The sequence below is a fragment of the Thermosynechococcus sp. QKsg1 genome (genome assembly GCF_031586415.1).
In the GTDB taxonomy this organism is placed as follows: domain Bacteria; phylum Cyanobacteriota; class Cyanobacteriia; order Thermosynechococcales; family Thermosynechococcaceae; genus Thermosynechococcus.
Map to the genome: position 1 here is coordinate 1,659,415 of NZ_CP134200.1, position 23,215 is coordinate 1,682,629.

Below are 23,215 nucleotides of genomic sequence, written 5' to 3' on the forward strand. Positions count from 1 at the left end.
CCCTAAGAACGTTAGCACCCTATTTTATCAGGCAGCGGGATCACCTGATGCAGTGGGTAGGCTGAGGGTAAAGGTGGTAATGCCCGCTTCACTGTCGGCGCTAATTTCACCCTGCAATTGCTCCACGAGTTTTTGGGTGAGGGCAAGGCCTAAACCTGTTCCCCCCTGTTGCCACGGATCGGCATTGGGAATGCGATAAAACTTTTCAAAGATGCGCGGTAGCTCCTCACTAGGAATCTCTGAGGGATTACTCACTTGAATTTGCAGGCGATCGCCCCCGATTGGATCAAAACGGACAACAATCTGTGCGCCAGCAGGGCTGTACTTACAGGCATTGTTGAGTAACTCTGCCAAAATGCGGGCTAAGGCATGGCGGTTGGAGAGGAGGGGCGGCAACGTGGCGGGGCGCAAAATCTCAAGGGATTGCTGCCGCTGTTGCATGCGGTTGCGGAAGGGTTCGAGCACCGAGGGCAGCCAACTGTCGAGATCAATCACCTCCTGTTGAATCTGGCTGCGCCCTGCCTCTAGGCGTTGCAGATCCAGCAAATCATTGATCAATTCCGTTTCGCGGTTGCACTCATTGGCGAGAATGTCGAGGTAGCGTTTCTGGCGATCGTCGGTGGCAAATTGCTTCAGCATATAGATGGCCATTTTCATATTGGCCATGGGGGTACGTAACTCGTGGGAAACGGTGCTCAAGAAATCATCCTTAATGGCATTGAGCCGCTCTAGCTCCTGCATTTTCTGTTCCAGTTCGGCAGTACGGGCGCGCACTTGTCGCTCCAAATCCGCATTGAGTTCTTGCACCTGTTGGTAAAGCTGCGCTTGGTGAATGGCGAGGGCACACTGATCGGCAATGGTTTTGACGAGGCTTAAATCTTCAGGTGTCCAAGACTTGGGCAGAGTTTGTTGCCAAAGCTGGCGATCGCTCGCCAAAACGGACGTTGCCTCACTGGGTTCCCACTCCCAATCGAGGAGCGTAATTTGCCCGAGGAGTTGGCCGAGGTAAATCAGCGGGGTGATCACCAAAGCGTTGACGTTGAAGGTTCTGAGATCCGTTTGCAGCGGCTGCGGTAAATCCGTACAACTCGCCGCCAAGACCACCTGCTCACCGTTGCTGAGGGCGGGTTCAAAGAGGGCGATCGCCTGCTGGTTCAGCGCAATCAAGTGGTTGGGTAAGCTGACAAATTGAGGACGGCTGGCATAGGTAGGGCTATTGGGCGCATGGGTTTGCGTAATCAGGCAGAGGGTCGATCCCAAGGCTTCTAGGAGTAAATCAGCGGTAATTTGCAGGACTTCCGCTGCCACCATGGTGGTGCGCATGGCTTGAATGATGCGGTTAATGATGGCCTCACGGCGGGCTTGGTTGCGCAGTTGTTCCTCGGCTCGCTTGCGATCGGTGACATCCATGACATAGCTGCGGATCAGCTCACTTTCATAGATGTAGTGAATGGATTGCTCGTAGATGCGCCCTTGGTACTCCACCTCCCGCATATGCACTTTTTCTTGGGTTTGCTTCATGTAGCGTGCGAGTTCCGGCAATCCCAGCAATAGAGGATGAGTCAACTTCTGTTGCTGTAGATCCCGAAACTGCATCACTGCCGCTGGATTGAGATACGTCACCCTCCCCTCTAAATCCACTTCCAAAATTGGGTTGGGCGTCAGCTCCGGATAGGAGGCCAAGCGCACTAAGGCCGCTTCACTAAAATTCTCGATATTGCCGTCACTGAGGGGGACAAGCGTTGCAAAGGGATTGGTGCTTTTGGAAAGAAATCCTAAGACATCAGTACTGCGGCAAAAATCCTGAAACTCCGTATCCGTCATGTTGGTCAAGGTCAAGTAGCGGGCACGCACATCGCCGCCAAACACAATCATGTCGCCGCTACGCAAATCATGGGCAACAATCCGCTGGCCATTAACCAAAGTGCCATTCGTACTGCGCTTGCCCTGCAAATCACCATCAATGAGGCGAAAAAGATGGCTATTGGTTTCAGGACTAGTCACCCGTAACAAAATCGCGTGCTGCCGTGACACCATCTTGGAGTGAAGCACAATCGAATTCGTTGGATCACGGCCAATGGAATAGGTTGCCGCCTCTAGCAAAATGGGTCGCCGCCCCTCACTGTCTTCGAGGACTAACAGGTGGCGAACCGCCTGCCGCTCGTGGCTCACCGTTGCCTCCTTGCCTAGGACGGCTGGGCACCCTGACGAAAGGATACTGGTGTCGCTGTCGCCTTCCAAGTGGGTTCTTTGACAGGTAGGGTAGTATATTGGCGCACCAAGGCACGGAACTCATCACCGTCAATGGTTTCCTTCTCAAGGAGCAGCTCCACCAGCTTATCAATGGCCACCCGATGCTCGCGGATCAGTTTGCGGGCAATCTCGTAGCAGTGCATAACAATCTCGCGCACTTGGTGGTCAATTTGCACGGCCACAGCTTCAGAATATTCAGCGCGCGGCATGAGATCTCGACCCAGAAAGACCTCGTTGCCCGGCGTTTCAAGGGCTAAGTGTCCCAAATCCGACATGCCGTAACGGGTTACCATTTCCCGCGCCAGATTGGCCACTGCTCGCAAGTCGCTACTGGCACCCACGGTGACTTCAGCATCGCCAAAGATTTCCACTTCGGCAGCGCGCCCCCCCAATAGAATGGTGATCTCATCGAGGAGCCATGCACGGGTATAGAGGCCACTATCCACCCGCTCTTCATCAAAGATCTGCTGGGCAAAGCCGCCAACGCCCCCAGACCGGGGAATAATGGTCACTTTATTGAGGGGATCCGCATGTTTCAAAAGCGTCATCAGTAGAGCATGACCCACTTCGTGGTAGGCAATCAGCCACTTTTTCTTGCTGTCGAGGAGGGGAGTGAGCGTCATGCCAATCGTCACGCGATCAATGGCATCGTCAATTTCGGCATTGGTAATGGCCGGTTTGCGACGCCGAGCAGTGAGAATTGCGGCTTCATTGAGGAGGTTGGCCAGTTCGGCACCCGAAAAGCCGGGGGTACGGCGGGCGATCGCCTCTAGGGACACCTCGGGAGCAATTTTCTTGTGCCGCGCATGGACTTGGAGAATTTGCAGGCGTCCCTTGTAGCTGGGCAAATCAACGGTAATTTGGCGGTCAAAGCGACCCGGACGCAGTAGGGCAGCATCCAAAACATCGGGGCGGTTCGTTGCCGCAATGACAATAATGCCCGTATTCCCCTCAAAGCCATCCATTTCCGTCAGGAGTTGATTGAGGGTTTGCTCGCGCTCATCATTGCCACCGCCAATGCCGGCACCCCGTTGGCGACCGACGGCATCAATTTCATCAATAAACACCAGACAAGGGGCGTTTTCTTTGGCCTTTCTGAAGAGATCCCGCACACGGGAGGCACCGACGCCCACAAACATTTCCACAAATTCAGAACCAGAAATGGAAAAGAAGGGAACCCCGGCTTCACCGGCGATCGCCTTGGCAAGAAGCGTTTTTCCGGTTCCTGGTGGCCCAACTAGCAGCACCCCCTTGGGAATACGGGCACCAATGGAGGTAAATTTCTCTGAATTCTTGAGAAAGGTCACGACTTCCTGCAGCTCTTCTTTGGCCTCTTCAATCCCGGCCACATCGCCAAAGGTCACCCCCGTTTGTGCCTCCATTTGAAAGCGGGCGCGGGATTTGCCAAAGTTGAGAATCTGCCCAGGGCCGCCGGGGGCATTACTTGCCCGCCGCAAAATCATCAGGAATAAAATCAGCAGAAAGAAGCCCAGCATCAAGTTAGAAATGACGCCAACCACTGCCCCATCACTGCTAGAGGGCACCACCCGCACCGTCGTGTCATAGCGGGTACTCACTTGGCGCAGCAGTTCTACGAGTTCAGGATTGCGATCAAAGAGCCGTACCTCTTGGGGGGGAGATTGTCCGGGTTGATCTTTACGGCGAAACTTGGCTAGCCCCTGTTCCTGATAGAGTTCGACGGAGCTGACTTCACCCGCCTTGAGGGCATTGAGGAATTGACTGTAGGAAACGGTGTTGTTATTGCTCGATTGCGCTAAACCAATGTGAGTGGGAGCTAACGAGAGACCCACGACCAAAGCCAGTTGACTCAGCCGTTGGGAAAGGCGTTGAGCGTATTTCATCGGCACCCGTTTCCGAAATTCAGTTCTAATTTCCAGTTTAACAGCGATTTTTTAGTTCCCTAGCGCCTTGGGTCAGCCACAGCCAAGAATCACCGCCCTAAATATAAAATAGGACAGCATTCTCTTTAGAACGCCCATGGGACTGATTGTACAAAAGTATGGCGGCACGTCCGTCGGTAGTGTCGAGCGCATTCAAGCGGTAGCCCGCAGGGTCAAGGCAACTGTGGCAGCGGGACATCAGGTAGTGGTGGTGGTCTCGGCCATGGGCAAAACTACGGATAGCTTGGTGCAACTGGCCTATGCCATTAGCGATCGCCCCAGTCAGCGGGAAATGGATATGCTGCTTTCCACGGGGGAGCAGGTCTCGATCGCCCTATTGACGATGGCGCTCCATGCCTTGGGGGAACCCGCCATCTCCCTCACCGGTGCCCAAGTGGGCATTGTCACTGAACCGGCCCACACCCGTGCCCGCATTCTCCACATTGAGACCCAGCGCCTCGAACGGCACCTCAAAGAAGGACAAGTGGTGGTTGTGGCCGGCTTTCAGGGAATTACTGCCGATGCGGATTTTGAAGTCACCACCCTTGGGCGGGGTGGCTCGGATACCTCGGCTGTGGCCTTGGCGGCGGCGCTGCGGGCGGATTGCTGCGAAATTTACACCGATGTCCCCGGCATTTTGACCACGGATCCGCGACTGGTGCCCAATGCCCAACTCATGAGCGAGATTACCTGCGATGAAATGCTGGAGTTGGCGAGCCTAGGGGCAAAGGTCTTGCACCCCCGCGCCGTGGAGATTGCCCGCAACTATGGCGTGGATTTGGTGGTGCGCTCCAGTTGGACGGATGATCCCGGTACCCGTGTCATTGCACCATCGCGGCCGCCGCGTCCCGTGGAAAATCTTGAACTGGGCAAACCTGTGGATGGGGTGGCGCTGGATACGGATCAGGCGAAGGTGGCACTACTGCGGGTGGCCGATCGCCCCGGCGTTGCGGCACAGCTTTTTGGCGAACTGGCACGGCAAAACCTTGATGTGGATTTGATTATCCAATCCATTCACGAAGGGCAAACGAACGATATTGCCTTCACCGTGCAAAAGCGCGTTCTTAAACAAGCCGAGGCTGTTGCTGTGGCCTTTTATCCCCGCTTGAATCCACGGGTTGAAGAGACGGATGTGCTCGTGGATGCCGACATTGCCAAGGTGAGTATCACCGGTGCAGGGATGATTGGCCGACCGGGAGTAGCCGCTCAGATGTTTTCGGCCTTGGCGGCAGCGGGCATTAACCTACAAATGATTTCCACCTCTGAAGTGAATGTCAGTTGTACAGTGGCGGCAGCGGATGCAGGTCGAGCGATCGCTGTTCTCTCCCAAACCTTTGATGTGGAAGCCGCCACCACTGTCCCCCAGGAAACCCCCGATGCCCCACCGGTGCGGGGCGTTGCCCTTGATCCCAAGCAGGCGCGGATTGCGATTCGCGATGTGCCCGATCGCCCCGGTATGGCGGCGGCAATTTTCCAGACCCTTGCGGATGCCGCCATTAGCGTGGATATGATTATCCAATCTCAGCGATCGCGCTCCCTAGGGGGGGTGATCACCCGCGATATTGCCTTTACGGTGGCCTCTGCCGATGCCGAGCGAGCCACGGAACTGCTCAGGGGGGTTCAGAGCCAATTGGGCTACGGCGACATCCTCATAGATACAGCGATCGCCAAAGTCAGTATTGTCGGTGTGGGGATGATCCACCGGCCGGGGATTGCTGCCCAAATGTTTGCGGCCCTCGCCCGTGAGAACATCAACATTCAAATGATTGCCACCTCGGAAATTCGCGTGAGTTGTGTGGTGGCAGAATCCGAGGGGGTGCGGGCGCTGCGGGCGGTGCATACGGCCTTTGGTTTAGATGGTGAGGCTCCCGTCGTCATTCCCGATGTCGGTAAATAGACCGCCCCATTGGCAAATTGCCCTTGTCCTCGGCGTGGGCGTGTTGGCGGTTTCTACAGCTGCTGTGCTGGTGCGCTGGGGGGTTGCTGGTTTAGCCACCGATTCCCTAGGCATGACCGTGGGGTTGAGCATTTTCTTGGCCAGTGGTCGCCTCAGTTTGGCTGCTCTCTTTTTGATCCCGCAATTTTACACGTGGCCGTGGCTAGACCTGACTCGCCAAAATCTGCGTTGGGCACTGGCGGCTGGGGTTGCCCTTGCGGCGCACTTTAGTCTCTGGTTTACGTCACTGAACTACACCTCGGTGGCAGCCTCAACCACATTGGTGACCACAACGCCCATCTGGTCGGCGCTCGTCGGGTACCTTTGGCAGCGACAAACCCTTCAACCCCGTGCTTGGGTGGGCATGGCGATCGCCCTTGGTGGCAGTGCCCTGATTGGAACGGCAGAACCGACCAGTGCTGTGGCAAGGAACCCCCTACTCGGAAATGCGCTGGCGATCGCGGCGGCGTGGGCGGTCAGTGCCTACTTTATTTGTGGTCAAGCGGCTCAAAAGGCGGGTCTGGCGATTCACCACTACGCCCTTGTTGCCTATGCCACTGCTGCTGTGGTGCTCCTCCCCTTGCCGCCCCTCCTTGGCTTTGCCTACACGGGTTGGCCGCTAAAGCTCTATGGCGCTATTCTCCTGCTGGCTTTGATCCCCCAGTTGGTGGGGCACACCAGTCTCAATTGGGGGGTGCGTTGGCTTTCCCCTACATGGGTAACCCTTCTGGTGTTGGTAGAACCGATTGCTGCGAGTCTCTTTGCCCTGCTGCTGTTTGGTGAGGTGCCGACAACGGCAGTGATGACGGGGGGCAGTCTGGTGCTGGTGGGCTTAAGCGTAGCACTGTGGCCTAGTCCCTAGGGGGGTTTCGGCGATCGCCGCCGCTGTTTGAGGGTATCCAAAGCATCCCCCAAGGCGGTAATGAGTCCCTCACGGGTACGGGCATGATTTTGCCGTTCCTCCTCTAGGGCACGCCGTAGCCGTTCATTGTCCAAGAGGGCTTCAATCAGTTGTGCCTGAAGTTCGGCAACAGAGGTTTCACTGCGCACGCGGGCCTCAATCCGTGCCCGTTCATCCGCCCATTCCGGGGCTTCGGGATCTACAGGCGGTGGGGGCGGTTCAGGAACCAGTGACGGCAGTTCATTTGCTCGCGCCTGCGCCCGTTGCAGTTGCTCTTGCAGACGTTGAAGCTGTTCCTGAAAATCTGCCACAGTGGATAAGGCACAGTTAGAAATTCTAGGGCTATTTTGATACGAGTATCCTCAGAAAACAAGGGTCAAGATATATTCGTGAGTAGCGAGGCACTCCAAGCATGGTGGCACTGGGCACAGGCGATCATTCCAGCCCCTGAGCGCGAGAGTGGCCTACGGGAGTTAAAACAATTTCTCAGTGCCTTCACACAGTTGAGTCCCCTTGACATCACCCTGCGCCGATTTCCGCCCGAGATTCCTCTAAAACTGCCCCTTGCAGAACTCCAAGAGCGTTGGCAACGCCGCTGGCAGGAGCGGATTCCCCTGCAATATCTCATTGGTACGGTTCACTGGCACGATCTGGAATTAGTTGTCACCCCCAGTGTGTTGATTCCTCGGCCAGAAACAGAGGAACTCCTAGAAGTGGTGGCAGTAACGGTACCCCCTTGGCAACAACAGGGGCATTGGCTGGATTTGGGTACGGGAAGTGGGGCGATCGCTATTGGGTTGGCGCGGTTATTTGCGGCGGCGCTGGTGCATGCTGTAGATTGTAGCCCTGAGGCCCTAGAGGTCGCGCAAGTCAATATTCAAAAGTACGCTTTGGGCGATCGCGTGCGCTGCTATGTTGGCAGTTGGTTTGCCCCCCTTACCCATCTGCAAGGGCAGGTGCAGGGCATCGTCAGTAATCCTCCCTATATTCCCACCAGCCTAGTGGCCACTCTCCAACCTGAGGTGCAGTACCATGAACCCCCCCTTGCCCTCGATGGTGGTGCGGATGGCTTGCAGGCGATTCGTCAGATTGTTGAGACGGCGCCAGAGTATCTTCAGCCCCAAGGCTGGCTCTTTATCGAATTGATGGCAACCCAAGGGGAAGCTGTGGCGGCGCTAGCAATGGCCACCCAAGCCTATGAACGAGTGGAAATTCTTCGGGATATCAGTGGCCACGATCGCTTTTTGCTCGCTCAAGCAGTTTAGCCGCGATCCCAGCGCCAGAGGGCAACCATCAGGGCAACCACTCCGATTTGTAATGCCAGATTCCACACCAAATCGTTACCAGCAGTGCCCGCCAATCCCTTCAGGCCAAGGATAAAGGCACCCATGAGGCCGGAAGCGGCAAAAACGGCATAGAAAACGCGCCGTAGTCCCCGATAGGGAGCGGCTGCCTCGGCTCGCAGGCGATCGCGCAGGGTTGATTGAGTCACTTCAGCCGATTGCTGGGGTTTGTGAGTAGCCATTTTGATTTTCCCATCACCTGAAAATATCCTACGTCCCTACAATGGGGAACGGTGTGCATCAATAACGGTCTAAGGCCGTAGGCCAAAAGAGATGTGAGGAGTTTGATATGCATTGGCAGCGAATCAGTGTAGCACTGGCGATCGCCTTGGGTAGCACGGTTGCAATTCCCCAACTCAGTCAACCCTCCCAAAATACTGGTGCAGGGACACTCCGCTGGAGCGATGCTTCCTTTCCTGTGGAAAATTTCCAAGGCTATACCTCTCCCTTTGGCTACCGGCGATCGCCCACAGGGGAACCCACGACCGAATTTCACAATGGCCTTGATTTTGCCGCTCCTCAAGGGAGCTATATCCGTAATTGGTGGGTTGGGCAGGTGATTGAAGTTTCCGATCACACCGCCTGTGGCACACTGGTACGAATTCAATCGGGGGCTTGGGAACACGTTTACTGCCACATGATGGGGCGGGTTGAGCAGACCCCCCAAGGCCGAGCCATGGTCGATCGCGCCGGTGGCCTTTTCATCCTAGAGGGGCAGCGGGTACCCACGGGGGCACGTATTGGTCGCGTGGGCATGACAGGCCGCACCACCGGACCTCACCTTCACTGGACGCTCCGCCACCGAGGGCAATTGGTCAACCCTGCCGTGGTTCTACAGGCCATGTATGGTAGCCAAGCCCAACGATAACTTTCTGATTAAAAACTAACGGGACTGACGGGGCTCGAACCCGCAACTTCCGCCGTGACAGGGCGGTGCTCTAACCGATTGAACTACAGTCCCAATTTTTGAGCGATTTTTAGACTATCAGGAAAATCATAGCCTTGTCAACTGGTTAAATTTGCCTTGCAGGGCGATCGCCTGCGGGGCATCAATCAACTGCGTAGCCTTGACCCCAACGATGCCTTTCGGCTCATTCAACCCCTCAGCCAAGATGAAAATTCCCGTGTCCGCTACGCTGCGGTGAGTCAAATTGCCAGCCTTAGGCACGTCAACCTTGATCAAGCCCATGACCTGTTGCGCGATCGCCTGCTCCATGACAGCGAAACGGATCACCACCTTGCGGATGCTCGCCAGGAAATTCTCACCGCCTTTTGTGCCCTTGCAGGCTTAGACCCAGAGATTCTGCATCAGGTGTGGCAAGCACCAACGGTTGAGGCTGCCCTCAAATTTTTAGCAACAATGGCTCCCCAAGCCTTACCTGAGATTCTCAGCCACATTGCCAACCGCATTAATGAGCGCGCCATTACCTATATCCATGCCCATTGTGCTGCTTCCATCAGACGGTCATTACAGGTGGGATGTGCCTTGTTTGGGCGCGATCGCCAAATTGTTGCCATCAGCGAGGCAGGAAACCTAATTTTGACAAGGATTAGGCTATACTAAGTGAAAGACTCAATAAAATCTGTACCAGCACTTATGAATACAAACTGCCATGTTCTTGATCGCGAAGAGGTCATTCGTTTTATCCCGAATGAAGATGATAACTCAAGGATTATTTACAAACAGCGTAATACTGATATTACTTATCCAGAAGAATTTCTAAATCTTATTTTTAATGATGCTAGATTGATTCCACCATTAGTTAGAGGTTGCTCAGCAAGAGTTATGATGCTCGATAAGACGGGTTGGCATAAGGGTAGAGTACGATTAGAAATTGTATTCTATCCCGATGAGGAAAACCCCAATATCAATGTTAGTGATGAACTGAACATTAACGAATATCTATCTGAGAGTTAGGGTTGACTCATAGAAGCTAAGGAAAGTGGTCTACTAAGGATTGGAGTTTCTAAAAACGGTAAAAGATTGATAGCCAGTATCAATTAAGATATGCTCAAATAGTTCCTCTGCAATCAATTCATCAATGACCTGCTTAACGGGTGAGTTATTATTCCCTGCGGCATCATACCAGCCATAGTAGTCGTGTAAAATAAAGTATCCCCCCGGTCGTAAATACCACGGTACATAATTGAAGACATCCGCTTTGCACCCTTCATAACTGTGATCACCATCAATGAAAATGAGATCAACTAAACCGTCAATCGTGACTTCATCTGAGCGGGTATTAATAAATTCAACATAGTTTTCAAGATTTGCTTCAAGAATTAATTCCTCAGCTTCCTTGGTTGGAAATGGATCAATTGAAAGCAGTTGTCGTTTTTTCGGCGCTTCAAATTCGTTGTAATTGATGTCAGGTCGCTGCTTATGTTGTTGTGGTTCTTGCCAGCCAATATCAATGAATCGTAGGGCACTTGCTAGACAGAGAGTTGAAAATCCCTTAAAGCGGCCAATTTCAATGATGCGAGTAGCACGAATACTCACCGCCAGAGAAAAAAAGTGTCATCCCCAACCCCAGTTCTGAACCACCAGCAACGAGTGCTTTCCGCATCAGGCCAAAAAAATCACCAAAATAGCCGTCCATTCTTTTCTGGTTATGGGCTAAGGCTTCTGTTGTCATTAGGTACTCTGGACTAAAACTCATGGGAGTATTTCCGGCAGCGACTTCTTGTGGCTCTACCTTATCCTAGCTGAGGTTACAATATAGGATGCTGGGAGAGATGGCAGAGTGGTCGAATGCGCTCGACTTGAAATCGAGTGTGGCAGTGATGTCACCGAGGGTTCGAATCCCTCTCTCTCCGTTCAATCAACAAAAAGGCAGCTAGAACCTCTCCAGCCGCCTGACCCAATGATGACTTTTTAGAGTCACCTATAAGCCGAGATCCGCCAAAATGTCGGTGGCGTGGGTATCGGTTTTGACGCTGGTATAGACATGGGTAATGATGCCATTGCCGTCAATGACATAGGTAACTCGCTTGGCGTAGCCGCCGCCGTCCACATCGTAGGCTTTAATAATGGATTTATCCACATCGGCCAAGAGGGGGAAGGGGAGATTGAATTTCTCGGTAAACTTTTGGTGTGAGGTTTCGTCGTCGGTACTCACCCCCAAAACGACAATATCTTTGCCCTGATAGGCAGCATAGTTGTCACGGAAGCTACAGGCCTCTTTGGTGCAGCCGGGGGTGTCATCCTTAGGGTAGAAGTAGAGCACCACAGTTTTGCCCGCAAAGTCGCTGAGGGACACCGTATTGCCGTGGGTGTCCTTGGCAGTAAAGGCGGGGGCGGGTGTACCAACGGCTAAAGCCATGGGGGATAACCTCCTAATGTTAAGTTTTATTACTTGCTTGTTCTTTATTTTATCGGCAGGTGCCAAAAAATTAGTAGTGGATGCGGGGGTCAATCCAAGCATTGAGCAAGTCAACGAGAATACTGGCGGCGACCACAATCACGGCAAAGAAAACCACAATGCCCTGTACGGTTGGATAGTCCCGCAGCGCGATCGCCTCGTAGAGTCGCTGACCCAACCCCGGCCAAGAAAACGTCACCTCTGTCAACACGGCTCCCCCCAAGAGGCTCGCAAGGGTCAGCCCCAAAACCGTGATCACCGGAATCAGGGCATTCTTGAGGGCATGGTGAATGAGAATCCGATGCTCAGGGATACCACGGGCACGGGCGGCTTCCACATAATCGGCCACTAGGGTTTGCTTGAGATTCACCCGCACAATGCGCTCAAAGATACCACTGAGGACGATCGCCAGCGTCAATGCAGGCAGGAGCAAGTAACTAAAAGCAGTTCCCAGTTGGTGGAGATTGCCATTCAGGAGCGCATCCAGCAGATACAGCCCTGTGGGACCTTGGGGGGGTGTTTCCGTGATTGGGTAGCGGGTACCCAAGGGAAGCCAACGCAGATTCACCGCAAAGAGCAGTTGCAAGAGCATCCCCAGCCAAAAGAGGGGCAAAGCATAGGTGATGATGCCAAAGAGACGCCCTCCGATATCCCAAGCAGTGCCAGATTTGACCGCAGCCAGACTGCCAATGAGCACCCCTAAACCAAAGGCGATCGCCAGACTCGCAAGGCCTAATTCTGCCGTTGCAGGAAAATGCTGAGCAATGATACTCGTGACGGCTTCCCCTTGACTGGTGAGGGAGGTTCCCAGATCAAATCGCAGGAGTTGCCCTAAGTAAGTCAAGTATTGCTGCCACAGGGGTTGAGCCAAGCCCAATTGTTCTCGCAAGGCCTCTTTGACAGCCGCCGGAGCACGGGGACCTAAAATCGCATCCACGGGATCCCCCGGCGTGGCTCGCAGCAGCAAAAAGACGACGGTGACAATCGTCCACAGCATCAGCGGCGCCAGTAAAAGCCGCAGGAGCAGGTACCCCTGCAATGCCCGCAGACGAGACATGATCACAGCATCTGGAAATAGCTATTCTTGAGGTGAGTTCGCCGCTCGCTGGCGATCGCGCTCAATCGCGGCCAAAAGACGTTTGGGATAGCTATCCGCTGCAATTTGCAGAATTTGATCGAGGGGCGTATCATTCATAAACTTGGTGGCGGCAGCAATGTACTCACGGTTGGGACAGCGATCGCCAAGGACACAGCCATTGACACAGGCCTCTGCACAATTAATCGTTTCTGGCGTTAGTTCGCTCATGGCAGCTCTCCGAGGAATCCTTCAAATTTTAGCAAGGGGAAGCCACGCAAAAATTGGCAATGATTGCCCTACCCCCTAGGCTAGAATCGTACTGGCAAGGCAAACGTTGGGCAGGAGGCAGAATGCGCAAGAAATGGATCACTCTTTTAGTGTTGGTGTTGGGGATGATTCCCTTCATCGCCATTTCTGTCATGCCCCTACTCACCAGTGCCTTTACGTCACCCCAAGCTACCCCTAGCCCTGTGGCCAGTCCCCCCGCTGGGGATAAAGTTGCAGAACTGCAAGCCCAAGAAAAGGGCTATCAACTGGTGCTGGAGCGTGAACCCAACAATGCCACGGCACTGGAAGGCTTGGTGCTGGCTCGGTTGCAACTGATTCAACTGGGCAAAGGAGAAATTGCTAGCGTCATTGACCCCTTGCGGCGGTTGGCGGTGCAGCGACCCGGACAAACAGACTATGCTATTCTCCTCGGGCAAGCACAACAACAAACGGGCGATCGCGAGGGGGCTGCCCAAACCTTTCAGGGGGTTCTTGCTAAATCTCCGGGGAACCTCAATGCCCTGCGGGGGCTTGTGGATCTCTACCTCAAGGAAAATCGTCCCCAAGCGGCTATTGGTTTGATTGAAGAGACCCTCCAAGGGGCAGAGCAAGCCAACAAAGTCCAACCAGGGAGCGTCGATGTCACGGCGGTACAACTTCTCCTTGGCGATGTCTATATGGCGCAAAAACGCTACGATGAGGCGCTGACCCTCTTCCAAAATCTGGGCAAAGAAAACCCCAACGATTTTCGCCCGGTGCTTGCCCAAGCGATGGCACTGACGGAACAGGGGAAAAAGACAGAAGCTGCGCCTCTGTATGCCAAAGCCGTGGAACTTGCACCCGCCAAATATAAAGATGCCATTCAGCAGGCAGCGCAGCAGGTGCAAAATGAATCTCCAGCAACCCCTGAACCCCCGCCACAGCAATAGAGGCCTAAACTTGCTGTTGCAGTTCCTCTAGGCGAGCCAGTACTTCCTGACTGTGGATCGCGGGATTCACTTTGACAAACCGCTCGCGCAATATCCCCTCAGGATCAATGATGAAGCTGTGGCGCAGCGAGACAAACCCCAACCACGAGCCATAGGCCTTGCTGACTTGGCCATCGGGGTCAGAGAGGAGGGGAAAGGTCAAGCCTTCACTGTCACAGAAATCTTCGTGGGAGTCCACGGAGTCGGCACTGACGCCAATGACTTCAGCATTGTGGGCATGGAATTGCTCAATATCCCGTTGAAAGCGTCGGGCTTCTAGGGTACAGCCAGAGGTAAAGTCCTTGGGGTAAAAGTACAGCACCACCCACTTGCCGCGATAATCCTTCAGGGAAATGGGCTGGCCATCGACACTGCTGGGAAGAGAAAAGTCGGGTGCTGGGGCATTGAGGGGCGGCAATTCACCCCCGAGAGCCCAAATGGGAACTGATGGGCTCAGAAACAGAATCAAACTCAAAAGGGCAACAAGTAGTGAGCGCAAGAACATGGCTAAATCGCTAAACTGGCCTTAGGAAAGCATCTAGCTGCACTGTACCGTAGTTTTAACGATTTTTCGAGGTTGATGCCGTCACTCCCTCTTGTACAGTTGATGCCCCGCTGGCTGCGCTGGCTGGGTGGTCTGGTTCTAGCGATCGCCCTTGGGGTGGGGCTGTGCCGCTTCATTGCCGAAAGCCTCTGGTTTGATCAACTGGGCTATTTGGCGGTGGTCTGGCAGCGCTGGAGTGTCCAAGCTTTACTGTTTCTGGCGGTTGCGGGGGCATCGGCACTGTTCTATGGCTGGCAGCAACACTGGCTCCTGCGGCAACGCACCGTGACCCTCGATCCCATCCTGACCGCCCAGAGTACCTATCGGGGGCTGGGGCTGTGGCGGCTTTTGTTGTGTGCCAGTGGTCTCATTTGGTTGCTAATTGTTGCTACTTACCACATTGGGGCGATCGCGCTGCAACTGTGGCAACAGCGTTCAGAAATCACCTTTAACAGCCCTCTGCTGCCGCAATTGAGTGTCTGGCGGGTGGCAGAGCTATCACTGCTAGTGGTGCAGAATCCTTGGCTACTGGTGCCGAGTTTGGCGGCATTGCTACTGGGGTTGTGGTTGCCCCTGCGCCTCTTTCAGGGGGTTGCAATTCTCTTGAGCGTTGCCATGGGGGCGATCGCCTGCCTGAGCTGGCCGGTGGTGCTCAAGGGACTGTTTGCCGCCAGTGATCCCCATACGGAACCGCTATTTCGCCATTCCATTAGCTTTTACCTGTTTGAAATCCCCCTGTGGGAACTGTTGCGCCTATGGCTGGTGAACCTCAGTGTTGTCGGCTTAGGGGGAACGGCCTTGGGTTATCTCCTTGCCAATGAAAGTCTCAGTCATGGCAAATTCCTCGGCTTCGTGCGATCGCAACGGCGGCATTTACAGGGCTTAAGTGCCTTTGTCTTTGCCACAGTGGCCTTTAGCTTCTGGCTAGAACGCTATAAACTTCTTTATTCGACCAATGGGGCTGCCTTTGGCGCCGGCTATACCGACGTCACTGTACGCTTACCCCTCTATGGTTGGCTTTCAGCCTCGGCCTTTGGCGTCGCCTGTTTACTGGCTTGGTCAGCGATTCGACGGGGCGGTGAAGGGCAGCGGCGGCTAGGACCGATCGCCCCCGGCCTCTTTGGCTTTACATTGGGCTATTTAGTGGTCATCCTGATTGCCGATTGGCTCCTGCCCACAGCCATTGAAGCGGCCATTGTTCAACCCAATCAACTGCAACGGGAACTCCCCTACATTCAACGCACCATTACCCACACCCGCGAAGGCTTTAACCTTGAAAAAATGCGGGTCGAACCCTTTCAGCCGGAAAATAACCTCAACGCTGAGATCATTGCTGCCAACGCCGCCACCACCCGCAATATCCGCCTTTGGGATACCCGCCCCCTTTTAGAAACGAACCGGCAACTGCAACAACTGCGCTCCTACTATCGGTTTCCAGCGGCCTTTTTGGATCGCTACTATCTCAAACTATCCCCTGAGCAAGACCAATCAGAAATTCGCCAAGTCCTCATTGCCGCTCGCGAAGTGGACTACAGTGCGGTTCAGCGCTTTGCCCGTACTTGGATTAACGAACACTTGGTCTTTACCCACGGCTATGGCTTCACCATGAGTCCCGTGAATACCGCCGAGGCCAATGGTCTGCCCAAATACTTTGTCCGCGATATTGGCGATACGGGTGAGCTACTGGTCGATCCGCCGCAAATCCGTGAAAGCATTCCCTTTTTCTACCCCCGGATCTACTACGGTGAACTCACCCATACCTATGTCTTTGCCCCTTCGGCGGTTCCAGAGCTGGATTTTCCCCGTGGCGCTGAAAATGTCTATAACCACTACGACGGTACGGGGGGGGTTCCCATTGCCAGTTGGTGGCGGCGCTTGGTCTACGGTGTCTATTTTGGTGACTGGCAACTGCTGTTGACCCCCAATTTACGACCGGACTCACGGGTACTTTTTCGTCGCTTAATTCAAGAGCGGGTGCGGGCGATCGCCCCCTTTTTACGTTTTGACAGTGAACCCTACCTTGTGGTCGCCGATCCACGCTCTGAACAGGACATTGCCGCCAGTCCTAGCGCCACAGGGGTGAGCTATCTCTACTGGATTATTGATGCCTATACCGTCAGTCGCTACTATCCCTATGGCGATCCCGGCGAGCACTCCTTTAACTACATTCGCAACTCTGTCAAAGTGGTGGTGGATGCCTATAACGGCGATGTCACGTTTTATGTGGTGGAACCCGACGATGTCATAATTCGCACGTGGCAGCGGGTTTTTCCAACCCTCTTTCATCCCCTGAGTGCCATGCCCCACCGCCTCTACCGCCACATTCGCTATCCCATTGATTTGATGCAGGTGCAGTCGGAACAACTCCTGAAATACCACATGACGGATCCCGTGGTCTTTTACAACCGCGAAGACCTCTGGCAAATTCCCAAGGAGATTTACCGCGAAAAACCCCAAGCCGTTGCCCCTTACTATCTCATTACCAAGCTGCCCATTGGCTACACTGAGGAGTTTATTCTGCTTGTTCCCTTTACGCCCGTGAATCGTCCCAACCTCATTGGTTGGCTAGCGGCTCGCTCCGATGGTCAAAACTATGGCAAGCTCCTGCTGTACGTCTTTCCCAAGCAAGAACTGGTCTTTGGCCCTGAACAAATGGAGGCGCGGATCAATCAAGACCCAATGATTTCACAGCAAATTTCCCTCTGGAATCGCCAAGGGTCAAGATCGGTGCAGGGAAATCTTCTGATTATCCCCATCGAGCGATCGCTCCTCTACGTCGAACCCATTTACCTCGAAGCCGATCAAAATCAACTGCCCACCTTGGCACGGGTCATTGTTATGGATAACCAGCGGATTGTGATGGCACCTACCCTAGAGGAGGCTTTGCAAAAACTGTTTCCTGATTAACTTTCATCGCAGAAACGTTGAAAGATAGTTTAATTGGTATTACTTCCGTAATGGGAGCACCTGATTTCTCATCAGCAGTGACAGATTCCATGGTTTCGGAGTGGGCTTTTCCCCTTGGTTGACTAAATGGCGAGAGGAGGGGTCTGTAATAACCAATCGACTGCTGGGCTTCGGCCTGTTATTTCACCGTCTGTCTCTTGGAAGCTAGTGCAGGCTGCCAGAATCCGACCCATACTTGTTGCAGAAATGCAGGTAAAAGCGCACTCACTTTCGATACTCAGGCCATTGTTCTGTTTGGGTATTTTGCTTAGATAGCAGGTTAAGTATGGGGTCTCTATGCTGTTTATCTTTACAAATTAAGTCCTTGCATACGTATCTACTATTGCAGTTTAATTACTGTTTAGCTTTCAAAACCACCAATCTGCAGACAGGACTTGATGGCCCGAAAAAAGAAGACCGAGACCAAGCGTCCGATCGCACCCTACGAGTATCGGGACAAAGCGCGCGTCAACAACCCGCCCGTTGGGCTGGTCACGCCCGAAACCGACCCCGACACCGGACAGCAGAAAAAGCGCTACGCCTACGACCCGCACCTCGACCCGCAACTGGTCTGGGCGGGCAAAGCCGAGCATACCTCGTTTGAAGTTCCCACCGTCTCCCTGCACGTCCACGAGCGCATTGACCCGCGCACAATTATCGAGGCGGTGCGCAAGAAAAATGGGCAACAGGAACCGGTGCAACTGGGGTTGTTCGAGGTCGAGCGCCAAGAACCCTTGCACAAGGTCGTCGAGTTCTACCAACACAAGCACGACTGGAGCAACCGCCTGATCGCCGGCGATTCGCTGCTGGTGATGAACTCGCTGCTGGAAAAGGAGGGCATGGCCGGCAAGGTGCAGATGATCTACATTGACCCGCCCTACGGCATCAAGTACGGCTCCAACTTCCAGCCCTTCGTCAACAAGCGCGACGTGAAGGACGGCAAGGACGAGGACTTAACTAGCGAGCCGGAGCAGATCCGCGCCTTCCGCGATACTTGGGAGCTGGGCATCCACTCCTACCTCACGTATCTTCGCGACCGGCTGCTTCTGGCGCGGGAACTGCTCACCGAGAGCGGCAGCATCTTCATGCAGATCTCAGATGAGAACGTGCACCGCGTGCGCTGTTTGATGGATGAGGTGTTCGGGGCGGGGAATTTTGTAAGACAAATATCTTTCCGCAAAACATCGCCTCTTGGGTTTGGAGAATTACCGAGAGTTCACGATATCATTAATTTGGTATGCGAAAAACAGGGAGGGCGTGAAATATAGGCAGCTTTACACGGAGAAGAGTCTTGATGAATCCTGGTTTGGATTCGTAGAGTTGCCGAGTGGAGAGGTAAAACCAATTCGTGCATTGTCAACCGAGCTTGACCAAATTGAAGGATCAAAGAGGCTGGCTTTGGGTGACCTCAAGTCTTCTGGTTACACCGAGTCTTGCACCTATGACTTTGAGTTCTCAGGAAGGATCATATCGGCACAGAGGAAAAGCTGGCGCACACATAGGGAGGGAATGCAACGCCTTATTACCGCTTGCAGACTATACGACACCGGCAACATTCCAAGATACAAGCAATGCTTTGATGATTTTCCTCTCCAGCAGATTGACAACCTTTGGAATGATACTGCCGCTGACCACCGACCTTGGCGACCTGGTGTTCGACCCGACCTGTGTGCGGAAGGGGACGAGGGTGTGGGTTTGCGGCTCCTCCCCGGCCCTCCCCACACGTGGGGAGGGAGAAGCCCTATCCCCCCGCGTGCGGGGGGATGACAGGGGGGCTACCCTCATCGCCATCGAAGACATCCACCCCGGCGACTACCTGCTGGCGCATGACGGCTTGCCCCATCGCGTCGTGCGCACGATACGGCGAATGTATCGCGGCGTGATGATCGGCATCCGGCACGACCTTAGCGGGCAAACCCTATGGCTTACGCCCGATCACAGGGTGTTGGCCCACAGACGACCGCACAGCCTGGGTGGACATTCCGACTGGTCAGGTATTCCCAAAGCGCTGCGCGGCAGAAGCAAAATACTCCGCAAGGAAATGACTCCGCCTGAACGGAAACTTTGGAAAGTCTTGCGAGGCAATGGGTTGGGCTTTACCTTCAGACGTCAGCACCCTATTGGCCCCTATATCGCCGATTTCTATTGCCGTGAAGCTGCCTTAGTGGTAGAAGTGGACGGCGCCATGGCTCATGGCACTCCGGCCGCCATGGAACATGACCGTGTTCGCGATGAGTTCATGCACGCGCTGAATCTAAAAGTGCTGCGTGTTCCCGCCGCAGAAGTAGAGCATAATCTCGAAGGGGTTTGCACTGCTATTGGACAGGCGTGTAAAGAGCAACTTTCGCCAGAGTATGCCCAGTGGATGGAGGCAGAGCAGATACAAGAGGGAGACATTCTGTTCCACGGTCCCGACCGCGTTCCCGTGCGCCTTGTGGAGGTGGTTAGAGACTTGTCCGAGGAAGAGGTTTACGATTTAGAAGTAGAGGACGCTCACTCGTTTATAACGGAAGTCTGCGCCGTACACAACTGCGGCAGCGGCACGACGGCCTATGTGGCCGAGCAGTGGGGCCGGCGCTGGATCACCTGCGACACGTCGCGCGTGGCGCTCACCCTCGCCCGCCAGCGCCTGATGACCGCGGTCTTCGACTACTACGAGCTGGCGCATCCCGAAGAGGGGGTGGGCAGCGGCTTCAAGTACAAGACCGTGCCGCATGTGACACTCAAGTCCATCGCCAACAACCCAGAGATCGACGGCATCTACGCCCGCATGCACCCGGCCATCGAACAGGCGCTGGCAGACCTCAACGCCGCGCTCCGTCTCCCCTCTCCCGCTGGGAGACCCCCTGACGGGGGCAGGTGGGCCGGGGGTGAGGGCTATCCCCGTTTCAAGGTCACGCAAGGGGGTGGCGCCGGGCAATTCGTGGATTTTGCCGCGCCGGAGGACGACACCTTCACCATGCCTTCGGGTCAGGTAGTGAAGGTCAGCGAGCTTATGGAATGGGAAGTGCCCTTCGCGTTCCCTGCCGACTGGCCGGAAGCGGCTCGCAAGCCTTTTGACGCCTTCTATGCCGCCCGCCGCGCGATGCAAAAGGCCATGAATGAGGCGATCGCCCGCCACGTGCCGCAGGAAACCCTTTACGACCAGCCCTTGGTGGACCGCAAGAAGGTGCGCGTCACTGGCCCGTTCACGGTGGAGGCCGTGCCCGCGCCGGCGGTCAAGTCGCCGGAGGAGATTCTCGAAGCCAGATCCCAACCAGCCGACACATCCATCGCCCGCTCGGGCGAGACGCTGCGCCAAGCCGAATGGCGCGACGAACTGCTGCGCGCCGGCATCCGCGGCAAGGCGGGGCAGTACATCCGCTTCGCGCGCCTAGAGCCGCTGCCCGGCTGCCGCTTTTTGCACGCCGACGGCGAGACGCGCCCCAGCGACGAAGGTGCCGATTCGGTGCGCGAGCCCGGCCCGGCCGACAGCCCGATGCGCGTGGTGGTCTCCTTCGGCCCTGAACACGCGCCGCTGGAACAGCGCCAAGTGCAACGGGCATGGGAAGAAGCCCAGCAGCTTGTCCCTAAGCCGAAACTGCTGGTCTTCGCCGCCTTCCAGTTCGACCCGGAAGCCGCCAAGGATATTGACGAGATGAAGCCGAAACTCGCGGGTATGCAGTTTCTGAAGGTGCAGATGAACGCCGATCTGCTCACCGACGACCTCAAGAAAAAGCGCGCCAGCAACGAATCGTTCTGGCTCATCGGCCAGCCGATCGAGAGTTTGAAGATTATGGAGATTGACACATGAAGATCAAATCCGTCCGCATTCGAAACTTCCGCTCGATAAAGGAACAGACTATCGAACTTGATGACTACACGTGCTTCGTTGGAGCCAACGGCTCAGGGAAGTCAAGTGTCCTGCATGCCCTCAACGTCTTCTTTGGTGAATCAGGGATACCCGGTCTCAACACGCGTTCGCTCAGTGAGGAGGATTTCCATGCCAAAAACACAACGGATCCTATCGAGATAACGATCACTTTTACAGACTTCTCAGAGGAAGCTAAGAATGAACTCCAGCATTATGTGCGCCATGATCAATTGGTTGTCTCAGTTGAGGCACAATTTGATCCTGTTGCAAACACAGCCGAAGTAAAGCAGTACGGTCGCCGGATGGTTATCAAGGATTTCGCGCTGTTTTTTGAAGCCGAAAAAGCTGGGAAAAGGGTTGCTGAGCTGAGGGATATATACACCAGGGTGCGAGAGAAGTACCCTGATCTTCCGCATCCTGGCACAAAGGATGCAATGGTCCAAGCACTTCGTGAGTATGAAGAAAAGCACCCGGAATTGTGCGAAGAACTCCCTAGTGCGGACGAGTTCTATGGTGTATCAAAGGGTAAAAACCTTCTCGAGAAATACATCCAGTGGGTGTACGTGCCCGCAGTGAAGGAAGCGGCTAGCGAGCAGAAAGAGTCTAAGGACACAGCCCTAGGGAAGCTTTTGAGCCGCACGGTTCGGTCCAAAGTCAACCTCAAGGAGTCATTTGATCCCATCCGCAAGGAAATGCAGGAGAAGTACAGACAACTCCTTGCCGATAGTCAGGCACAGCTAACCGAAATATCTACAGCTCTGCGAAATCGGCTTGTGCAGTGGGCGCATCAAGACGCAACGCTTCGAGTGCAATGGTACCAGGACCCCGAAAAGGCGGTACGTGTTGATGAGCCTTTTGCTCAGGCCATTCTCGGTGAGGCAGGGTTTGAAGGGGATCTTACACGTTTCGGGCACGGGCTTCAACGTTCGTTTATTCTCGCACTGCTCCAAGAACTCTCTGGCAGAGACGACGCAGATCCACGGCTGATTCTCGCCTGTGAGGAGCCGGAGCTCTATCAGCATCCCCCACAAGCAAGGCATCTTTATAACGTGCTCGTGAAGCTGAGCGAACAGAACTCTCAAATCTTGGTTACAACCCACAGTCCATACTTCATATCAGGTGAGAGATTCGAGAGTGTCCGGATGGTCCGCAAGGTCAATGGTGCTTCGTCTATTACTAGGACCACCCATCAAGAGGTGGCAAATCAAATTGCGGCTGTGAAAGGCCAGCAACCTGTCGAACCGAGCGAGCAGTTGGCAAAGATCCATCAAGCACTCCAGCCTGAGCTCAGCGAAATATTCTTCGCGTCTAGGATCGTATTCGTCGAGGGGCTAGAGGATACTGCATATTTGACCACCTACCTTCACTTGCTCAACCGGTGGGATGAGTTCAGACGACTCGGCTGTCACATTGTCCCCACCGGTGGAAAAAGTCGGATGCTTCAACCTCTCGCGGTAGCCAGGTGCCTGCAGATCCCGACTCTCGCGGTACTGGATTCGGACGGCGACAAGCCGGACAAAAACGGAAGCAGGGAGCAACACCGCAGAGACAACAGCGCAATCCTCAAGTTATGCGGTGTATCTGATCCTGAGCCGTTCCCGACCAGTACGTTCTGGGGAGCCGCTGTAGTCATGTGGTCCTCAGACATCGGGCAGGTGGTTGAGCAAGAGATTGGAAAAGAGAACTGGGATGAGTTTCGATCTGAGGCAGATGCTAAATACGGGTCTGCCGGGAATCTACAGAAGAACGCGTTGCACATTGCATCGAGACTCCAGATAGCTTGGGATGCTGGCAAGAAATCGGATTCTCTCGAGAAGCTTTGCAATAAGATCATGGAGTTTGCTAACTAAGAATGAAAATAGA

General features: G+C 54.5%; 20 protein-coding genes and 2 tRNA genes. 12 read left to right on the forward strand and 10 right to left on the reverse strand.

Annotated features, from left to right (window positions below; genetic code table 11):
* Positions 1–27: 27 nt before the first annotated feature.
* Both RHP47_RS08255 and ftsH read right to left on the reverse strand, forming a co-directional pair.
* Positions 28–2,172: an ATP-binding protein gene (locus tag RHP47_RS08255; protein WP_149821766.1), complete on the reverse strand. Its 2,145-nt coding sequence runs from the start codon at positions 2,170–2,172 to the stop codon at positions 28–30.
* A 14-nt stretch (positions 2,173–2,186) separates the two neighbouring features.
* Positions 2,187–4,115 (reverse strand): ATP-dependent zinc metalloprotease FtsH, encoded by a 1,929-nt coding sequence (gene ftsH, locus RHP47_RS08260; RefSeq protein WP_310840202.1) that lies wholly within the window; start codon positions 4,113–4,115, stop codon positions 2,187–2,189.
* 136 nt (positions 4,116–4,251) lie between these two features.
* On the opposite strand from ftsH, the gene RHP47_RS08265 reads away from it, so the two are divergent.
* The gene (locus RHP47_RS08265) at positions 4,252–6,051 is read left to right on the forward strand and encodes an aspartate kinase (RefSeq protein WP_286668599.1); all 1,800 of its coding nucleotides are present in this window, start codon (positions 4,252–4,254) and stop codon (positions 6,049–6,051) included.
* Positions 6,038–6,952: a DMT family transporter gene (locus tag RHP47_RS08270; RefSeq protein ID WP_310840203.1), complete on the forward strand. Its 915-nt coding sequence runs from the start codon at positions 6,038–6,040 to the stop codon at positions 6,950–6,952. Before RHP47_RS08265 ends, RHP47_RS08270 begins: the two co-directional genes overlap by 14 nt.
* Here RHP47_RS08270 and RHP47_RS08275 read toward each other — a convergent pair.
* Entirely contained in the window at positions 6,949–7,302 is a 354-nt protein-coding gene (locus RHP47_RS08275; RefSeq protein WP_310840204.1) for a hypothetical protein, read from the reverse strand. The two genes, RHP47_RS08270 and RHP47_RS08275, sit on opposite strands and share 4 nt — an antisense overlap.
* Before the next feature lie 78 nt (positions 7,303–7,380).
* Here RHP47_RS08275 and prmC point away from each other — a divergent pair, with 78 nt between their 5' ends.
* A complete protein-coding gene (gene prmC / locus RHP47_RS08280; protein ID WP_310840206.1) occupies positions 7,381–8,256 on the forward strand; it encodes a peptide chain release factor N(5)-glutamine methyltransferase in 876 nt (291 codons plus the stop codon).
* Here prmC and RHP47_RS08285 read toward each other — a convergent pair.
* Positions 8,253–8,516, reverse strand: a complete 264-nt coding sequence (locus tag RHP47_RS08285) for a DUF3493 domain-containing protein (RefSeq protein WP_286668601.1) — start codon at positions 8,514–8,516, stop codon at positions 8,253–8,255. The genes prmC and RHP47_RS08285 overlap by 4 nt on opposite strands.
* A gap of 107 nt (positions 8,517–8,623) precedes the next feature.
* Here RHP47_RS08285 and RHP47_RS08290 point away from each other — a divergent pair, with 107 nt between their 5' ends.
* Entirely contained in the window at positions 8,624–9,202 is a 579-nt protein-coding gene (locus RHP47_RS08290; protein ID WP_149819904.1) for a M23 family metallopeptidase, read from the forward strand.
* 19 nt (positions 9,203–9,221) lie between these two features.
* On the opposite strand, the gene RHP47_RS08295 is transcribed toward RHP47_RS08290, so the two are convergent.
* Positions 9,222–9,295 (reverse strand) — tRNA-Asp (locus RHP47_RS08295).
* 63 nt (positions 9,296–9,358) lie between these two features.
* Here RHP47_RS08295 and RHP47_RS08300 point away from each other — a divergent pair.
* A complete protein-coding gene (locus RHP47_RS08300) occupies positions 9,359–9,898 on the forward strand; it encodes a HEAT repeat domain-containing protein (RefSeq protein WP_286668602.1) in 540 nt (179 codons plus the stop codon).
* A complete protein-coding gene (locus RHP47_RS08305) occupies positions 9,899–10,252 on the forward strand; it encodes a hypothetical protein (RefSeq protein ID WP_286668603.1) in 354 nt (117 codons plus the stop codon).
* 33 nt (positions 10,253–10,285) lie between these two features.
* Here the strand turns inward: RHP47_RS08305 and RHP47_RS08310 are convergent, their stop codons facing one another.
* A complete protein-coding gene (locus RHP47_RS08310) occupies positions 10,286–10,834 on the reverse strand; it encodes a class I SAM-dependent methyltransferase (RefSeq protein WP_310840210.1) in 549 nt (182 codons plus the stop codon).
* A 230-nt stretch (positions 10,835–11,064) separates the two neighbouring features.
* Between RHP47_RS08310 and RHP47_RS08315 the strand changes: the two genes are divergently transcribed.
* Positions 11,065–11,151 (forward strand) — tRNA-Ser (locus RHP47_RS08315).
* Positions 11,152–11,219: 68 nt separating this feature from the next.
* Here the strand turns inward: RHP47_RS08315 and RHP47_RS08320 are convergent.
* The 3 genes from RHP47_RS08320 to RHP47_RS08330 form a co-directional block, all read right to left on the reverse strand.
* Positions 11,220–11,657: a peroxiredoxin gene (locus RHP47_RS08320; protein WP_149819912.1), complete on the reverse strand. Its 438-nt coding sequence runs from the start codon at positions 11,655–11,657 to the stop codon at positions 11,220–11,222.
* Between the two features lie 70 nt (positions 11,658–11,727).
* Complete coding sequence (locus RHP47_RS08325; RefSeq protein WP_149819914.1) at positions 11,728–12,753, reverse strand: ABC transporter permease; 1,026 nt, start codon at positions 12,751–12,753, stop codon at positions 11,728–11,730.
* A gap of 21 nt (positions 12,754–12,774) precedes the next feature.
* Positions 12,775–13,002: a hypothetical protein gene (locus RHP47_RS08330; RefSeq protein ID WP_286625317.1), complete on the reverse strand. Its 228-nt coding sequence runs from the start codon at positions 13,000–13,002 to the stop codon at positions 12,775–12,777.
* Positions 13,003–13,124: 122 nt separating this feature from the next.
* On the opposite strand from RHP47_RS08330, the gene RHP47_RS08335 reads away from it, so the two are divergent.
* On the forward strand, positions 13,125–13,970 hold the full coding sequence (locus RHP47_RS08335; protein WP_310840212.1) for a tetratricopeptide repeat protein: 846 nt from the start codon (positions 13,125–13,127) through the stop codon (positions 13,968–13,970).
* Between the two features lie 4 nt (positions 13,971–13,974).
* Here the strand turns inward: RHP47_RS08335 and RHP47_RS08340 are convergent, their stop codons facing one another.
* Positions 13,975–14,514 (reverse strand): peroxiredoxin, encoded by a 540-nt coding sequence (locus RHP47_RS08340; RefSeq protein ID WP_315863436.1) that lies wholly within the window; start codon positions 14,512–14,514, stop codon positions 13,975–13,977.
* 102 nt (positions 14,515–14,616) lie between these two features.
* Between RHP47_RS08340 and RHP47_RS08345 the strand changes: the two genes are divergently transcribed.
* The 4 genes from RHP47_RS08345 (at position 14,617) to RHP47_RS08360 (ending at position 23,202) form a co-directional block, all read left to right on the forward strand.
* Positions 14,617–17,460, forward strand: coding sequence for a UPF0182 family protein (locus tag RHP47_RS08345; protein WP_310840214.1), 2,844 nt, complete (start codon positions 14,617–14,619; stop codon positions 17,458–17,460).
* A 437-nt stretch (positions 17,461–17,897) separates the two neighbouring features.
* Positions 17,898–18,767, forward strand: coding sequence for a DNA methyltransferase (locus RHP47_RS08350; RefSeq protein ID WP_226971918.1), 870 nt, complete (start codon positions 17,898–17,900; stop codon positions 18,765–18,767).
* Positions 18,768–19,078: 311 nt separating this feature from the next.
* Positions 19,079–21,292 (forward strand): DUF559 domain-containing protein, encoded by a 2,214-nt coding sequence (locus tag RHP47_RS08355; protein WP_310840215.1) that lies wholly within the window; start codon positions 19,079–19,081, stop codon positions 21,290–21,292.
* Positions 21,289–23,202, forward strand: coding sequence for an AAA family ATPase (locus RHP47_RS08360; RefSeq protein WP_310840216.1), 1,914 nt, complete (start codon positions 21,289–21,291; stop codon positions 23,200–23,202). The genes RHP47_RS08355 and RHP47_RS08360 overlap by 4 nt, the downstream gene beginning before the upstream one ends.
* The last annotated feature ends 13 nt before the right edge of the window (positions 23,203–23,215 follow it).

Excerpts from the sequence above, each read along its gene's own strand:
- RHP47_RS08330 (WP_286625317.1), bottom strand. The coding sequence starts at position 13,002 with ATGAGCGAACTAACGCCAGAAACGATTAATTGTGCAGAGGCCTGTGTC.
- RHP47_RS08335 (WP_310840212.1), top strand. The coding sequence starts at position 13,125 with ATGCGCAAGAAATGGATCACTCTTTTAGTGTTGGTGTTGGGGATGATT.
- RHP47_RS08285 (WP_286668601.1), bottom strand. The coding sequence starts at position 8,516 with ATGGCTACTCACAAACCCCAGCAATCGGCTGAAGTGACTCAATCAACC.
- ftsH (WP_310840202.1), bottom strand. The coding sequence starts at position 4,115 with ATGAAATACGCTCAACGCCTTTCCCAACGGCTGAGTCAACTGGCTTTG.
- RHP47_RS08320 (WP_149819912.1), bottom strand. The coding sequence starts at position 11,657 with ATGGCTTTAGCCGTTGGTACACCCGCCCCCGCCTTTACTGCCAAGGAC.
- RHP47_RS08345 (WP_310840214.1), top strand. The coding sequence starts at position 14,617 with ATGCCCCGCTGGCTGCGCTGGCTGGGTGGTCTGGTTCTAGCGATCGCC.
- RHP47_RS08290 (WP_149819904.1), top strand. The coding sequence starts at position 8,624 with ATGCATTGGCAGCGAATCAGTGTAGCACTGGCGATCGCCTTGGGTAGC.
- RHP47_RS08340 (WP_315863436.1), bottom strand. The coding sequence starts at position 14,514 with ATGTTCTTGCGCTCACTACTTGTTGCCCTTTTGAGTTTGATTCTGTTT.
- RHP47_RS08265 (WP_286668599.1), top strand. The coding sequence starts at position 4,252 with ATGGGACTGATTGTACAAAAGTATGGCGGCACGTCCGTCGGTAGTGTC.
- RHP47_RS08355 (WP_310840215.1), top strand. The coding sequence starts at position 19,079 with ATGATTTTCCTCTCCAGCAGATTGACAACCTTTGGAATGATACTGCCG.
- RHP47_RS08270 (WP_310840203.1), top strand. The coding sequence starts at position 6,038 with ATGTCGGTAAATAGACCGCCCCATTGGCAAATTGCCCTTGTCCTCGGC.
- RHP47_RS08360 (WP_310840216.1), top strand. The coding sequence starts at position 21,289 with ATGAAGATCAAATCCGTCCGCATTCGAAACTTCCGCTCGATAAAGGAA.
- RHP47_RS08325 (WP_149819914.1), bottom strand. The coding sequence starts at position 12,753 with ATGTCTCGTCTGCGGGCATTGCAGGGGTACCTGCTCCTGCGGCTTTTA.
- RHP47_RS08350 (WP_226971918.1), top strand. The coding sequence starts at position 17,898 with ATGGCCCGAAAAAAGAAGACCGAGACCAAGCGTCCGATCGCACCCTAC.